Annotated in this window: 16 protein-coding genes, 1 tRNA gene and 1 other annotated feature; of the genes, 10 read left to right on the top strand and 7 right to left on the bottom strand. The window is 66.3% G+C overall.

The genetic code is table 11. The annotated features are described in order from the left end of the window. Positions 1–12: 12 nt before the first annotated feature. Positions 13–432 carry an acyl-CoA transferase gene (locus ACFQXB_RS05650; protein WP_377400411.1) on the bottom strand — a complete coding sequence of 140 codons (420 nt, stop codon included), beginning with the start codon at positions 430–432 and terminating at the stop codon, positions 13–15. A 53-nt stretch (positions 433–485) separates the two neighbouring features. Here ACFQXB_RS05650 and ACFQXB_RS05645 point away from each other — a divergent pair, with 53 nt between their 5' ends. Beyond that, entirely contained in the window at positions 486–1,832 is a 1,347-nt protein-coding gene (locus ACFQXB_RS05645) for a phospholipase D family protein (RefSeq protein ID WP_377400408.1), read from the top strand. Here the strand turns inward: ACFQXB_RS05645 and ACFQXB_RS05640 are convergent, their stop codons facing one another. From ACFQXB_RS05640 to ACFQXB_RS05630, 3 genes are read right to left on the bottom strand one after another with little or no spacing between them, the layout of a single operon-like run. Beyond that, on the bottom strand, positions 1,833–2,465 hold the full coding sequence (locus tag ACFQXB_RS05640) for a DUF6441 family protein (RefSeq protein ID WP_377400405.1): 633 nt from the start codon (positions 2,463–2,465) through the stop codon (positions 1,833–1,835). Beyond that, a complete protein-coding gene (locus ACFQXB_RS05635) occupies positions 2,462–2,773 on the bottom strand; it encodes a head-tail joining protein (RefSeq protein ID WP_377400402.1) in 312 nt (103 codons plus the stop codon). The genes ACFQXB_RS05640 and ACFQXB_RS05635 overlap by 4 nt, the downstream gene beginning before the upstream one ends. Next, positions 2,773–2,958: a capsid cement protein gene (locus tag ACFQXB_RS05630; RefSeq protein WP_377400399.1), complete on the bottom strand. Its 186-nt coding sequence runs from the start codon at positions 2,956–2,958 to the stop codon at positions 2,773–2,775. The genes ACFQXB_RS05635 and ACFQXB_RS05630 overlap by 1 nt, the downstream gene beginning before the upstream one ends. 219 nt (positions 2,959–3,177) lie before the next feature. Here ACFQXB_RS05630 and ACFQXB_RS05625 point away from each other — a divergent pair, with 219 nt between their 5' ends. Continuing rightward, positions 3,178–3,417 (top strand): ribbon-helix-helix domain-containing protein, encoded by a 240-nt coding sequence (locus tag ACFQXB_RS05625; protein ID WP_377400396.1) that lies wholly within the window; start codon positions 3,178–3,180, stop codon positions 3,415–3,417. A gap of 6 nt (positions 3,418–3,423) precedes the next feature. Beyond that, the gene (locus ACFQXB_RS05620) at positions 3,424–3,711 is read left to right on the top strand and encodes a type II toxin-antitoxin system RelE/ParE family toxin (protein WP_377400393.1); all 288 of its coding nucleotides are present in this window, start codon (positions 3,424–3,426) and stop codon (positions 3,709–3,711) included. Positions 3,712–3,747: 36 nt separating this feature from the next. Here ACFQXB_RS05620 and ACFQXB_RS05615 read toward each other — a convergent pair whose 3' ends face one another. Then, entirely contained in the window at positions 3,748–4,461 is a 714-nt protein-coding gene (locus ACFQXB_RS05615) for a phage major capsid protein (RefSeq protein WP_377400390.1), read from the bottom strand. Between the two features lie 257 nt (positions 4,462–4,718). Beyond that, positions 4,719–4,808 (bottom strand) — tRNA-Ser (locus ACFQXB_RS05610). Positions 4,809–5,201: 393 nt separating this feature from the next. Then, positions 5,202–5,316: a sequence feature (AL1L pseudoknot), on the top strand. 86 nt (positions 5,317–5,402) lie between these two features. On the opposite strand from ACFQXB_RS05610, the gene ACFQXB_RS05605 reads away from it, so the two are divergent. The 6 genes from ACFQXB_RS05605 (at position 5,403) to ACFQXB_RS05580 (ending at position 10,636) form a co-directional block, all read left to right on the top strand. Continuing rightward, entirely contained in the window at positions 5,403–5,510 is a 108-nt protein-coding gene (locus ACFQXB_RS05605; RefSeq protein ID WP_377400746.1) for an IS3 family transposase, read from the top strand. A gap of 389 nt (positions 5,511–5,899) precedes the next feature. Beyond that, complete coding sequence (locus tag ACFQXB_RS05600) at positions 5,900–6,841, top strand: nucleoside hydrolase (protein WP_377400386.1); 942 nt, start codon at positions 5,900–5,902, stop codon at positions 6,839–6,841. Positions 6,842–6,910: 69 nt separating this feature from the next. Then, complete coding sequence (locus ACFQXB_RS05595) at positions 6,911–8,347, top strand: protein adenylyltransferase SelO (RefSeq protein ID WP_377400383.1); 1,437 nt, start codon at positions 6,911–6,913, stop codon at positions 8,345–8,347. 131 nt (positions 8,348–8,478) lie between these two features. Beyond that, entirely contained in the window at positions 8,479–8,898 is a 420-nt protein-coding gene (locus ACFQXB_RS05590; RefSeq protein ID WP_377400380.1) for a Fur family transcriptional regulator, read from the top strand. Further along, a complete protein-coding gene (gene eno, locus ACFQXB_RS05585; RefSeq protein ID WP_377400377.1) occupies positions 8,895–10,169 on the top strand; it encodes a phosphopyruvate hydratase in 1,275 nt (424 codons plus the stop codon). Before ACFQXB_RS05590 ends, eno begins: the two co-directional genes overlap by 4 nt. 47 nt (positions 10,170–10,216) lie before the next feature. Next, a complete protein-coding gene (locus ACFQXB_RS05580) occupies positions 10,217–10,636 on the top strand; it encodes a cupin domain-containing protein (RefSeq protein WP_377400374.1) in 420 nt (139 codons plus the stop codon). 402 nt (positions 10,637–11,038) lie between these two features. Here the strand turns inward: ACFQXB_RS05580 and ACFQXB_RS05575 are convergent, their stop codons facing one another. Beyond that, the gene (locus tag ACFQXB_RS05575; RefSeq protein WP_377400371.1) at positions 11,039–12,124 is read right to left on the bottom strand and encodes an anhydro-N-acetylmuramic acid kinase; all 1,086 of its coding nucleotides are present in this window, start codon (positions 12,122–12,124) and stop codon (positions 11,039–11,041) included. A gap of 63 nt (positions 12,125–12,187) precedes the next feature. Here ACFQXB_RS05575 and tyrS point away from each other — a divergent pair, with 63 nt between their 5' ends. Then, positions 12,188–13,441, top strand: coding sequence for a tyrosine--tRNA ligase (tyrS, locus tag ACFQXB_RS05570; RefSeq protein WP_377400368.1), 1,254 nt, complete (start codon positions 12,188–12,190; stop codon positions 13,439–13,441). Positions 13,442–14,322 lie beyond the last annotated feature (881 nt).

Genomic DNA, 14,322 nt, shown 5'->3' with positions numbered 1-14,322 from the left:
TGGTGTTGGGGGTCAGGCCAGCGGGTCGCCCGTGGTGTAGTGGAGGATGACCGGGATTACGGCGGCCTTCAGGCTTGCCGCGCCGACAACGGGTAGATCGACGGGGCGTGGGGCTTCCGCCTCGACCCAGTCGCATCGCCCACCCAGCGTGCGGTCGGCGGCCAGTGCTGCACCGACGCTGGCGCAGAGCGCGTCGAACGCCGCGTCACGATCAGCGCCCTGCACGACCGCCTCGATCTCGCCGCGGTGGCGGTAGTGGTAGCGCAGGGGCGAGAGCGTCACCTCGGGCTCTCCCGACTCGCCGTCGCGCAGGATCAGGAGACCCGCTGCGGACACGCGCTCGGGCAGCACCTCGCCGCGCAAGGCAGTGGCGGGCAGCGTCGAGAGTCGCGCGTGCAGAGCGGCGAGGATGGTTTCGCGGAGGGTGGGCATGGCCATCCTTTAGTCTAATGTATGGAAACGGTAACCAAATCGGCGAGACGACGATGCAATTGATGATGGGCGGCATCAACGGGAACTATCTCACTAACATCACGCTGAACGCGGCCACTGAGACACAAGAGGTCTTGGCCGCGGTCGCCTACGCGACAGAAATGGACCTTCTGTTTGACTGGTGCTGGAACAACAGGATCCGGCTCAAGTATTATGGCCGTCTGGTCGAAGGCGTGCCGGTCAAGACTTCCATCCTGTCCGCATTTCTCGCCCGCAAGTCGGCCCGGTTCCAATGCCGCCTCGTTCAGCATCACCATGCAAAGGTCATCTGGTGGCGCGAGTACGGTCTCTATATCGGATCCGCGAACCTCACAGCGAGTGCTTGGTACAAGAACGTCGAGGCCGGCTGCTTCTTTCCCGAAGCCGAGATCACAGACGAAATGGCAGAAGATATCCTTGAACTTTTCGACGTGCTCGATCGGAACTCAACGCCGCTGACAGACGAGTTGCTCGGAGTCATGCAAAAGCGCGAAAAGCAGATTATGCGTTCGGAGCCACCGTCCGAAGAGTTCTGGAACAGCCCAAGTTTCAACAAGTGGTCCGGGCTCGTGCAGACAGCGAAGAAAAAGGCCACTGACCGGCGCCGGGAGGCATTCCTCGAGGAATGGCACTCAACGCTTCAACAACTGCGCGATATCGGAAACTTGGTGAGCAAGCCCGAGAACAGACCCTCGTGGATTGACAGCAATGCGCCTGCGGGCGCTCAGGGCGACCAGTTCCTCCATGCGCACTACTATCAGCGCACCTTCGACGGACGCAGAGCCCTCTACGCTGAGCATTTCGAACAGAACAAGAGGAACCCTGATGCTGCTCTCGCAGACGCTATCAAGTGGTGGCGCAACCTCTCCAAGGCACCGACCGAAGAGGACGTCATGTTGAATTCCACCGCGCCGATGTTGCGCGAGGCGCTCACTGCCGAGGCCATCGACAATATGGACTACGGGGCCTTTCGCGAGATCTGCATGCGCATACATTCCATCAAAGACTATGCGCGACGCGTCGCGAATAAGGCTGTCGGTCTTCGTGAGGACGGGACGACGTACAGCATACCAGAAAAGGTCGACGCGCTCTCGAAACGGATTTGGGGCGACAAGTCCGCTGGCGGCAATGACGTGAAGCAGCTCTTGAAGTTCATCCTCTATGGTGGTCCGGAGGCACAGTTGCCTGAGCGCCTCTGGACCGCCTTTCATGACCCGAAATGGAAGATCGAAGGCCTCGGGGTCAGTGCATTGGGGGAACTTGTCAGCTGGGCCTTGCCGGATCGATTCCCGCCTCGAAATGGGAGAACGTCGAAATCTCTTAAGTCTCTGGGATACGACGTCACGGTCCACGTTGGGTGATTATCCGGATCTGCCCTCCACCCATTTAGCCAAGATCAACCCCGGCACGCTGTCCAGCGCCCGGTCCGCATCCCGCGCCAGATCCAGCCGTTTCGGCAGCTTGACCTGCGGCACCAGCAGGAAGATCGCCACCGTGGTCGCTCCCCGACCGGTTTTCGACCGTGACGCCACGGCGCCGCCCTTCGTGTACAGCCGTCCCTCGGCGACGAGCAGGCTCGGCCCCGCGCGTCGATAGACGAAGCGCAGGCGCAAGCCCGAGCGGCGTTCCCACTCGCCGGGGGCGATCCGACCGCCGCGCAGGGATTTGCCTGCGGCGGGAAGCGGGATCGCCAGCCAGAAGCCGTTCTTCGACCGGATCAGCGGACCGGTGTCATGGGCGCCGACGATGACCGGGGCCTTCGTCCAGACCAGTGCCGCTGCACTGAGGCTGGGCTTGCCCTGCGGGAACTGCTCGGCGCGGATGGTGCGGGCGAGCCGGGCCCCGAGGCCTGCTCCGGTGATCTGCGCGCGCCAGGCGTCTTTCAGCCCGGACCCGGCCTCGCGGATCGCGGCCGAGACGGCGCGTTCGCCTGCCGCGACTTCGGCCGCCATCATCGCGACGATGTCGGGATCAATGTCGAGCTTCAGTCTCATACTGGGCGCAATTCCACGGTCCAGATCAGCCGCTCGAGGTCGCGGACGGGCTCACCCTGAATGACGAAGGCCTCGCCCTCGATCTCGATGCGGTCGCCGGGGCGCCGGTTGCCCACCTCGGCGACGCGCAAGTCGATGCGGGTGGTCTCGGACCAGAGCCGGGCGTCGCCAAAGTCCGATATGGCGTCAGCACGCCCGGCGACGATGCGCACCAGGACAGGCGCGCCGCCGTCGGCGATGTAGACCGCGTCCCGGCCGACGTTCGGATCGGCGAAGAGCGCGCCGACGACAGCGGCGAAGGCGGACATCAGAAGCTCGCGTTCAGGCGCACCCGGCCGATGGTGTCGCCCGCGCCGCTCGCCACGGCCTCGGTCGCCACGCCAATGAGCGTGTTGTCGGTGGCGACCGTGGTGCAGCGCTTGTTGGTGTCGTCCCAATAAACCGTCGCTCCGACAGCCCACGCCTGGCTGCCGATCTTGGTCAGATCGAACACGCCGACGAGTGCAGTCTTGACGGGCTCGCCGACGGCGGCGTCCCCGGCCGCGATGCCGAGATGGAACTAACGATTAGGCCATCGCCGGGGGCGACGGCATAGGCGCGGTCAAGGTGATGGTGTTGCCGGGCTGGACGTAGTTTTTCATGGGGACTTTCCTTCTGGTCGAGGTTGCAGGGAGCACGAATTTTTCCTACCTTCGAAAAAGGAGGATCCGACATGGCAGGCAAGATCAGCATTTCCATCACCGACGAGCATGCTGCGCTCCTGCAGGAGGCAGTGGGCAGCGGCTCCTATGCCTCCTCGAGCGAGGTGGTCCGCGAGGCGCTGCGTGAGTGGCGGGCCCGGCGCGTGGTCGGGCAACTCTGGGACGAGGGACTCGCGAGCGGGCGCAGCGTACCGGGCACCACGATGGCCGACATCAAGCGCGAGGCGCGCAACCGCCGCAGCGTTTCCTGATCGTTGATGCTGCAGGTCTATTTCACGCGCGCCGCCCGCGAGGATCTGATCGCGATCTGGACACACATCGCCGAGGACGATCCGTCCGCGGCCGACCGTGTCCTCGACAGGCTGGACGAGGCCGCCGCTCACCTTGCCCGGAATCCTCAGATGGGTCCGGCCCGGGACGATATCCGCCCGGGGCTGCGTTATCTGGTGAGCGGTTCCTACCTGCTGCTCTATCGGATGGTCGGCGACGACATCGAGATCGTCCGCGCTGTGCACGGAGGGCGCGACCTCTACGGCCTGTTCTGACCTTACGCGCCCGGGTTCTTGTAGAGGCCGCGCCAGTCAATGGCCGTGGCGCCGAAGTCGAGGCGGCACTTGATCTCGACTCCGTCGACGTCGAAGCCCGTTGCGGGTCTCGATATAGGCGCCCTGCTGACCCTCGAGATAGGCGTACTCGATGGTGTCGATCTGGTTCGGGCTCGCCGCCAGATACCAGGCGGTGGCGCTGGCCGCGTCGAGGCGGGGCTCGCTGATCGGCGAGAGCGTGCGGATCGACTGCGGGACGACCTTGGCGCTGTCGGCAGGCACAAGGTTCTGCGCGACCAGCTGCTCGGCCTTCAGTTCGAGGGCCGCGGGCACGATCAGGAAGGCAGGGCGGATGTTCAGCACCGTCTTCTTGTCGAGGCCCGTCTGCAGCGCCATCGGCGCCCGGGCCGCGCCGACGCTCGCCACATCCAGCGCGGCACCGGTGCCCGCGAGGTTCTTGTGCGTGGTGTGGAACAGCGCGTTGCCGTCGGCCATCGCCGGGTTCGCGGTGATGATGCCCCAGACGACGTCGCTTTCGAGCTGAGCAATGGAGTTGCCATACATCGCCGGGATCCGGGTGAAGGCGTCGAGATCGTCGTTGATCAGCGTCTGGCGGGTGATCGCGACCACCCGGCCATAGGTCTTGACCTTGTAGCTCTCCTTGCTCTCGCCAAGCGTGCCGCGCTTGAACTCGCCGCTCTCGCCCACCTCCAGCAGCTGCGGCGCCTCGCCGAGCTGGACCCGGTGCATGGCCTTATAGAACGGTGAGGAGCAGACGGGTGCGAAACCGTCTACCCTACAGTCTATAGCGACCTTGGCTCCGGATGAGCGCCGATCTGAGAAATAATTATCAACATGCCTGAGCGAAGGCGTGTTCGCTGCGCCTTGTGACCCGGCAGTCGAGCTTCTGCTCACAACACAGCGTTTTGAGGTTGGCGGGACAGAAGGCGGTGAGCCTCGCGATGTCGTCAACCAAGCATTGAAAAACAATCACTTATGGGAGATAATGGCGGAGAGACAGGGATTCGAACCCTGGGTGGAGTCACCCCCACAACGGTTTTCGAGACCGCCCCGTTCGACCGCTCCGGCACCTCTCCGCGCTGGTGGTCATTGGGGGCGATTTAGTCTGAAGGTTCGGCGGGTGCAAGGGGGAAAATGAACCGCCCCGGTTTCCCGGAGGGCAAGACACTCAGAGGATGAGCCCTGTGACAAGGGAGGGATTCACCCCCGCCTGTACGGCCGAGTTGCGCGAAGGCAGCGTTCGGCTTTCCCGGGAGAACCCCGGCGATGATGCCAGCGACAGGGCTGCCTGCAAGGCGATCGCGCCGAAGCTTGGCTGTCGCCTGACAGTCTGCGTGTCTGGTGCCAGCGGGCCGAACGTGATGCCGGTCGGCGTGGCGGTCTGACGCGCGCGGAGAAGGACCGGATCAAGGGACTTGAGCGCGAGGTCCGTGAACTGCCCGGGCCGACGAGACCGTGAAGAAGGCGAGGGCGTATTCCGCGGCGGCGGAGCTCGACCGCCCGTTCCGCAAATGATCACGTTCATTGAGGATCATCGTGGCGCAAGCGGGTCGGGCCTATCGGCCGGGTTCGGGGATTGCACCCACGAGGTATAACGCCTTCAGGGCTGTGGAGCGTGATCGGGAACCGGCCTCGGACCGGGCCAGGCAGGATCGGCTGGCCATGGACGCATCAAGCGGGCCGTCGATGGCAGCCGGGGGCGTTATGGGGCGCGAAAGGTCTGGCATCAGCTGCGCCGCAACGGCCGTGACATTGCCCTCTGCACGTGGAGAGACTGATGAAGGCTGATGAAGGCTGATGAAGGCTGATGAAGGCTACGGGATTACAAGGCGTTGTCCGCGGCAAGAAGGTCGTCACCACCAATCCTGAGCCGACTCGCCGGCCCCGTACGCCCGGATTGTCGGTCGCTGGACGATCCGCGACGCGCCGGTGGCCGGCAGCCCGAGGCACACGTCACCGCGGGACAGGCCCTCCTTGCCCCGCCTCGCCCACCCTCGGGCATCAGATCCTGGTGGCCCTCCCCTTTCTCTGGAAGGTCCTGAAGGCGCATCGGTGTCGCATTCCGGGCATCGCGCGGCAGATCGTGGCGTCACTCGGGGTGCGGATTGCAGGCTCTGGACAAGCCCCCGCCCATGCGGTTTCCTCACCCCGCAAGACAGGAGATCCCATGACCGCGCGCAAGATCATCATCGACACCGATCCCGGACAGGACGATGCCGTCGCCATCCTTCTCGCCCTCGGCAGCCCGGCCGAAATCGAGCTTCTGGGCATCACCGCCGTTGCCGGCAACGTGCCGCTGTCGCTTACGCAGAAGAACGCGCGGATTGTCTGCGAACTGGCCGGGCGCCCCGACATCAAGGTCTTTGCCGGCTGCGCGGCGCCACTGGCGCGCAAGCTGGTGACCGCGGAACATGTTCACGGCAAGACGGGCCTTGACGGGCCGGTGATGACCGATCCGGCCATGCCGCTGCAGGAGATGCACGCAGTCGATTTCATCATCGAGACACTGCGGCGCGAACCGTCAGGCACGGTGACCCTGGTGCCGATCGGCCCGCTGACCAACATCGCCACCGCCTTCCAGCAGGCCCCCGACATCATAGGCCGCGTGCAGGAGATCGTGCTGATGGGTGGCGCCTATTTCGAGGTGGGCAACATCACCCCCGCGGCCGAGTTCAACATCTATGTTGACCCCGAGGCGGCGCAGATCGTCTTCGGGTCGGGCGCTCCGCTGGTGGTGATGTCGCTTGACGTCACGCACAAGGCCCTGACCACCGCCGAGCGGGTGGAAGCCTTCCGTGCGCTTGGCACCGAGCCGGGGCGCATGGTGGCCGCCTGGACCGATTTTTTCGAACGCTTCGACAAGGAGAAATACGGCAGCGCCGGCGCGCCCCTGCACGATCCCTGTGCCGTTGCCTGGCTTATCCGCCCCGAGCTGTTTTCCGGCCGGCGCATCAACGTCGAGATCGAGACAGAGGGCAGCTTCACCACCGGCATGACCGTCGCCGACTGGTGGGGCGTGACCGACCGCCCGGCCAACGCGCTCTGGATCGGCGATCTGGATGCGGAGGGCTTCTTTGCCCTTCTGACCGAGCGGATCGGCCGGCTTTGATCGCAGAACGGCGGGCACCGCCCTCCCATTCGGGGTTTCCGACCCTATCTTTCGGGAAAGGAGACGCCGATGACCCTGCATATTCCGTTCGACAACAGCTATGCCCGCCTGCCCGACCGCTTTTACGCGCGGCTTGATCCGGTCCCGGTCGGCGCGCCGGGCCTGATCGCGCTGAATGATGCGCTTGCGGTTGACATGGGCCTTGACCCCGAGGCGCTGCGCAGCCCCGAAGGTATCGCGATGTTCGCGGGCAACCTTGTGCCACCGGGCGCGCAGCCGCTGGCACAGGCCTATGCCGGGCATCAGTTCGGCGGCTTTACCCCGCAACTGGGCGATGGGCGCGCGATCCTTCTGGGCGAGGTTCTGAGCCCTGAGGGGCAGCGCTGGGACATGCAACTGAAAGGCGCGGGGCGGACGCCCTTTTCGCGCATGGGCGACGGGCGCAACTGGATCGGCCCGGTGTTGCGCGAATACATCCTGTCGGAAGCGATGCATGCCCTCGGTGTGCCCACCACCCGCGCCCTTGCCGCCGTCACGACCGGCGAAACCGTCTATCGCGAACGCGCCCTGCCCGGCGCCGTGCTGACCCGGGTGGCGCCCAGCCATATCCGCGTGGGCACCTTCCAGTTCTTTGCCGTGCGCCAGGACGAAGAGGCGCTGCGCCTGCTGGCAGATCACGCCATCGCCCGCCACTTTCCCGAAGCGCAGTCCCCCGCCGACCTTCTGCGCGCGGCCGTTGCCGGTCAGGCGCGGCTGGTCGCGCAGTGGATGGCGCTCGGCTTCATCCACGGGGTGATGAATACCGACAACAGCCATGTCGGCGGGATCACCATTGATTACGGGCCCTGCGCCTTCATGGATGTCTATCACCCCGAAAAGGTCTTTTCCTCGATCGACCAGCAGGGCCGCTATGCCTATGCCAACCAGCCGCAGATCGCGGTCTGGAACATGGCGCAGTTCGCCACCTGCCTTCTGCCCCTGATGGGCGACCGCGACGCGGCTGTGGAGGAGGCGACGGCCATCGTGCATGGCTTTGCCGATCTCTATCAGGCCGAATGGCTGGCCCGGTTCCGCGCCAAGCTGGGCCTTGCCACGGCGCAGGACGGCGATCTTGCCCTGATCGACCTGCTGCTGACCCGGATGGCGCAGGGCCAGGCGGATTTCACCCGCGTGTTCCGTGGCCTCGCCGAAGGCACTGCACGTGACGAATTCCTGGACCGCGCCGCCTTTGACGCCTGGCACGCACAATGGATGGCAAGGCTCGAGTCCGAGGGTCGCCCCCTGCCCCAGGCGCAGGAGGCCATGCGGCGCATCAACCCCGCGATCATCCCCCGCAACCATCGCGTCGAAGAGGCGATTGCCGCCGCCCTCGAGGGCGACTACGCCCCGTTCGAGCAACTTCATGCCGCGCTGCGGAATCCGTTCGACCCCGCCCCGGGGGCCGAGCCGTTGCGTGTGGCCCCGATGCCTGACGAGGTGGTGCAGCGCACCTTCTGCGGCACCTGAGCCCCACAACGACAGGTTGCGCAGGCGCGCCGGGCGCCCCCACCTGCAGATGACCCGGCCGGGTGCGAAAAGGCTGGCCCCCCGCCCGCAAATCCCCTAGAACCCGGCTCAGAAACGGGCCGGGACGTGCCATGAGGGACAGCATCATCACGCGCTGCGAGGCGAAGGGCCTGCGCCTGACAGGGCAGCGCCGCGTGATCGCGCAGGTGCTGCAGGACGCCGACGACCATCCCGATGTCGAAGAGCTTTATGCCCGCGCCAGCGGAATAGATCCCCGGATCTCGATCGCCACGATCTACCGCACCGTCAAGCTGTTCGAAGAGGCCGGCATCCTTGACCGGCACGAATTCGGCGACGGGCGCGCCCGTTACGAAGACGCTGAACGCGACCACCACGACCACCTCATCGACATGAATTCGGGCGAGGTGATCGAGTTCATCGACCCGGAAATCGAAGAACTGCAGGAACGCATCGCCGCGCGCCTTGGCTATCGGCTGAAAGGCCACCGGCTGGAGCTTTATGGCGTGCCATTGAAGAAGGACGAAACATGAGCACGATTATCGACATCATCGGCCGCGAGATCCTTGACAGCCGGGGCAACCCGACGGTCGAGGTGGACGTGATCCTGGAGGATGGCTCGCTGGGCCGGGCCGCGGTTCCGTCGGGCGCATCCACGGGCGCCCATGAGGCGGTGGAAAAGCGCGACGGCGACAAGGGCCGGTACCTTGGCAAGGGCGTGCTGGCCGCGGTCGAGGCCGTGAACGGCGAACTGGCCGAGGCGCTGGTCGGCTATGATGCGACCGAGCAGGTGGCGATCGATCGGGCGATGATCGAGCTTGACGGCACCGCGAACAAGGGCCGGCTGGGCGCGAACGCGATCCTTGGCGTGTCCCTGGCGGTGGCCAAGGCCGCGGCCGAGGCGACGATGCAGCCGCTTTACCGCTATGTGGGCGGCACCTCGGCCCGCGTGCTGCCGGTGCCGATGATGAACATCATCAACGGCGGCGAACATGCCGACAACCCGATCGACATCCAGGAATTCATGATCATGCCGGTCGCCGCGGACAACATCCGCGAGGCGGTGCGGATGGGGTCGGAAGTGTTCCACACGCTGAAGAAGGAACTGTCGGCGGCGGGCCTGTCCACCAGCATCGGTGACGAGGGCGGCTTTGCCCCCAACCTGTCGAGCACCCGCGACGCGCTGGATTTCATCCTGAAGGCCATCGAGAAGGCGGGATACCGGCCGGGCGAAGACATCTACCTCGCACTCGATTGCGCGGCGACCGAGTATTACAAGAACGGCAGCTACGTGCTGTCGGGCGAAGGCAAGACGCTGTCGGCGGCCGAGAACGTCGATTATCTGGCGGCGCTTTGCGGCGACTATCCGATCATCTCGATCGAGGATGGCTGTTCCGAGGATGACTGGGACGGCTGGAAGATGCTGACCGATCGCCTGGGCGGCAAGGTGCAGCTGGTGGGGGACGACCTGTTCGTGACCAACCCGACCCGCCTGGCCGAAGGCATCGCCCGGGGCTGCGCGAACAGCCTGCTGGTCAAGGTGAACCAGATCGGCACCCTGACCGAGACGCTGGACGCCGTGCGCATGGCCGACCGCGCGCGCTACACCTCGGTGATGAGCCACCGGTCGGGCGAGACCGAGGATGCGACCATCGCCGACCTCGCGGTGGCAACGAACTGCGGCCAGATCAAGACCGGCAGCCTCTCGCGGTCGGACCGGCTGGCGAAATACAACCAGCTGATCCGGATCGAGGAAATGCTGGGCGAAACGGCGGAATATGCCGGCCGCTCGGTTCTGAAGTAAGGGATCGGCCCGGGCATTGCCCCGGGCCTTTTTCTTTGGAGGCGGCAATGACGGCTCAGGATCTGATCGAACGGCTGCGGCTGGAGCGCCACCCCGAGGGCGGCTGGTATCGGCAGACCTGGGTGGCCGAAGGCGCGGGGCGGCCCAGCGGCACCTGCATCTATTTCCTGCTGGCCGCAGGCGAACGCAGCCACTGGCACCGGGTGGACGCGACCGAGATCTGGCATTTCCATGCCGGAGCGCCGCTGGTGCTGCGGATCGCCGCCGATGCCGCTGGCCCCGCGCTTGCGCATCGGCTGGGGCCGGATCTGCTGGCCGGCGAGGAGCCGCAGATCATCGTGCCCCCGCATCACTGGCAGGCGGCCGAGACGACCGGCGACTGGACGCTTGTGGGCTGCACGGTGTCCCCCGGGTTCCGGTTCGACGGGTTCGAACTTGCTCCGCCCGGGTTCGAGATCGGGGCGTAGCCCTCCCGCCCGTCTTCGATGCTGGCGCATCTCATCCCGTTGGGCCGGGCGCGGGCTGCGCCCGCGCGGTGGAGCGGGTGAATGCGGCGGCGCCTGATCCGATCTGGTGGTGGCTGGCTGGTCGTTACCCAGACCGCGGCGCGTGGGCCCGGAACTGCCCCGGGGAGAGCCATCCGCTGTGCCGCCCGGGGAGGTGCAGGTGGCGCGATGAACTCGCCGGCGGTGCGGGCGGCCTGGCGTCGGAGCCCCCGACCCTGGCGCCCCGCGCCACAGCAGATTCACCGCCCGGTTGGACGGGCCGTCCAGGGATGATCCTCGCTGATGGCCCCGCTGGCCGTTGCTGCCGGACCTCCGAGCGCCCAGGCACCGCAGCCTCGCCGGGCAGCCCCGGGTGACAGCCGGTCAGGGCAGGCTGATGCGCCCACCAGGCAGTGGCCGGGGCACGCCGGTTGTCATCGGCGCCGACAGGGGCAGGCCGCGCTGCACCCGGACGGCGAGATAGGCGAAGGCCTGCGCCTCGAGCATGTCGCCGTTCAGCCCGATGCTTTCCACCGGCGCGACGGGACAGGGCGCGGCGGCGGCAAGCCCCTCCATCAGCGCGCGGTTGTGCCGCCCCCCGCCACAGACCAGAAGCAGGGCCGGCCGGGCAGGCATATGCGCAAACGAAGCCGCAACGCAGGCCGTGGCCGCAGCCACCAGCGTCGCCGCCGCATCGGCAACGGACAACCCTTCCACCGCAGCCAGAAGATCGGGGAAATGGCGATCGAGCGATTTGGGCGGGGAACGCAACAGCCAGTCGTTGCACAGGAAGGCGCGCACCACCTCCGCATCGGCCTGGCCGGAAAGCGCAAGCAGCCCGCCCTCGTCCTGCGCCATCCCGTGCCGCGCGAGCAGCAGATCGTTGAGCGGCGCATTCGCCGGACCGGTATCGAAGGCAACCAGGGCGCCCGGGTCCTCGGGGCGGGGCGCGGCAGGGTCCACCCAGGTCACATTGCCCACGCCACCAAGGTTCAGGAACGCCACCGGCTGACCAAGCCGCGCCCAGCGGGCGCAGGCGTGGTGGAAGAAGGGGGCCAACGGCGCGCCCTGCCCACCTGCTGCCACATCCGCGCTGCGGAAATCCCAGGCAACCGGCAGCCCGAGGCGCCGCGCCACTTCGGCGCCGTCGCCCGCCTGATGCGTGCCCCGCCCGCCCGGATCATGGGCCAGCGTCTGGCCGTGGAACCCCACGAGATCGGCCCCCGAGGCTAGTGGCCCCAGAACCGCGACATGCGCCGCCTCGACCAGGGCGGCGGCCTCGGCCACCCCGTCATCGCCCGGCCAGAGGCCGAAGGCACGCCGAATGACCTCGCGTTCAGGCTCGGCATAGGCGCGATAGGCGGTTTCGCCAAAGGCACTGATGCTTTCGCCATCGGTCCGCAGAAACGCCGCATCGACCCCGTCAAGCGAAGTGCCCGACATCGTGCCCAAAGCCCAGATGGCGTTCATGGTGCTTTCCCTTCCCTTGCATGAAAGCTATAGACGGAGGCACTGAAACAAGGGAAGACCCCGATGACATACCATGCGAAATCAGACTTCATGCGTGTGATGATCGAGCGCGGCTATCTTGCCGACTGCACCGATTATCAGGCGCTGGACGAGGCTTTGGTCAAGGGGGTCGTTCCTGCCTATATCGGCTATGACGCGACGGCGAAGTCGCTGCATGTGGGCCATCTGCTCAACATCATGATGCTGCGCTGGCTGCAGAAGACCGGGCACAAGCCGATCACGCTGATGGGCGGCGGCACCACCAAGGTGGGCGACCCGAGCTTCCGCTCCGATGAACGCCCGCTGCTGACGCCCGACCAGATCGACGAGAACATCGCCGGCATGAAGCAGGTCTTCGCGAAATACCTCCGCTACGGCGAGGGCGCGACCGATGCGATCATGCTGAACAATGCCGAATGGCTCGACAACCTGAACTACCTCGAATTCCTGCGGGACATCGGGCGGCATTTCAGCGTGAACCGGATGCTGTCGTTTGAATCGGTCAAGTCGCGGCTGGACCGGGAGCAGTCGCTGAGCTTCCTCGAATTCAACTACATGATCCTGCAGGCCTATGACTTCCTGGAACTGAACCGCCGCTATGGCTGCCTGTTGCAGATGGGCGGGTCGGACCAGTGGGGCAACATCGTCAATGGCGTGGACCTGACGCGCCGGGTGATCGACCATGAGGTCTGGGGGCTGACCTCGCCGCTGCTGACCACCTCGGACGGGCGCAAGATGGGCAAATCGGCAGGCGGCGCCATGTGGCTGAATGCCGACATGCTGAGCCCCTATGAGTTCTGGCAATTCTGGCGCAACACGACCGATGCCGACGTGGGCCGGTTCCTGAAGCTTTACACCGAGCTTCCGGTCGAGGAATGCGACCGTCTGGGTGCGCTGGCGGGGGCCGAGATCAACGCGGCCAAGATCATCCTTGCCAATGAGGTGACGAGCCTCTGCCACGGCCCCGAGGCGGCGGCGGCGGCCGAGGCGACGGCGCGCGAGGTGTTCGAGAAGGGCGGCGTGGGCGATGATCTTCCGACGCTGGCGCTGGACGCGGCCGAGATTGCCGAGGGGATCAGCCTTGCGCAGCTCTTCGTGCGCTCGGGCCTGTCGAAATCCGGCAAGGACGCCAAACGGCTGATCACCGAGGGCGGTGCACGGGTCAACGACATTGATGTCACCGATCCGGGGCAGTTCTATGCCGCAGGTGATCTCGCCGAGCCGCTGAAGCTGACCGCCGGCAAGAAACGCCACGCGCTTGTGGTTCTCGCCCAGTGACGCCCCCCTCCGGCCCTGCCCGCGCGGGGCCGGAGCTTCGCCTTGTCGGCACCCCCGGCCGGAAAGCCCCGGCACAGGCACCGGAGACGGTCCCACCCATTGAGCACCGGCACCGGGCGCCCGGTCAGCCGTACCACGAGCATCGGATGCAACCCCGGAGGCACGCGCCGCTGCGCGCGCGGGATCTTCCGGACGTGGCATCGCGCCTGTCTCCGACGATCCCGCCGACCAACGACGTGGTGATGCCATTCGCAAAAAGCCATGCGGGATTCCGCCCGCGCCGGGCATCCCGGGGCGAATGGATCATTGATGTTTCAGGTGTCTCGGCCGGCTGAGCGGAGCCACACGCCGGCCCGCCTCCGGCATCGTGGCCGGGCGCACAGGCCGCTGCGCCATCGGTAGAACGATCGCGCCGGAGGGGGCACCTGCACCCGAGCGCGGTCTTTGCACCCCGAGCAGGCGCTTTTGGACGCGGCGTCGTCATTCCGCACCTCTCCGCCTGGCGTTGCCGCTCCAGCGCCCAAGGGCGGCGGTTCAGGTCTGAAAACCGGAGCGCAGCGTCACAAATGCATCGAACACCACAGGCTCGCCAGCCGGCGCTTCTGTTCCTTTCAGCAGGGGTTGCGTCCGCCACCTGTCATGATCCCGGAAGGCCGGGCTGGCGCCCCCGCCCGAAGCACGATGCCAAAGCCACCGGCGATGCCGGCGCGCACCCGCAGCACGGCAGGGATGCATGATGAGGACAGCCATCGCGGAACCGGCGCCCGCAGGTCACCCACCGCGTCTGCCCTTCGGCAGAGTCGCTTCCCGCCCTCTCTGGCGGGAGACCGGCTGCCAAGAGCCGAAGCCCTGCACCTGCCCTCGAAACCGGCGCGAACACC

The sequence above is a fragment of the Halodurantibacterium daqingense genome (assembly GCF_042666235.1).
GTDB classification, from domain to species: Bacteria; Pseudomonadota; Alphaproteobacteria; order Rhodobacterales; family Rhodobacteraceae; genus Halodurantibacterium; species Halodurantibacterium daqingensis.
This window is presented reverse-complemented; position numbering and strand designations above follow the sequence as displayed.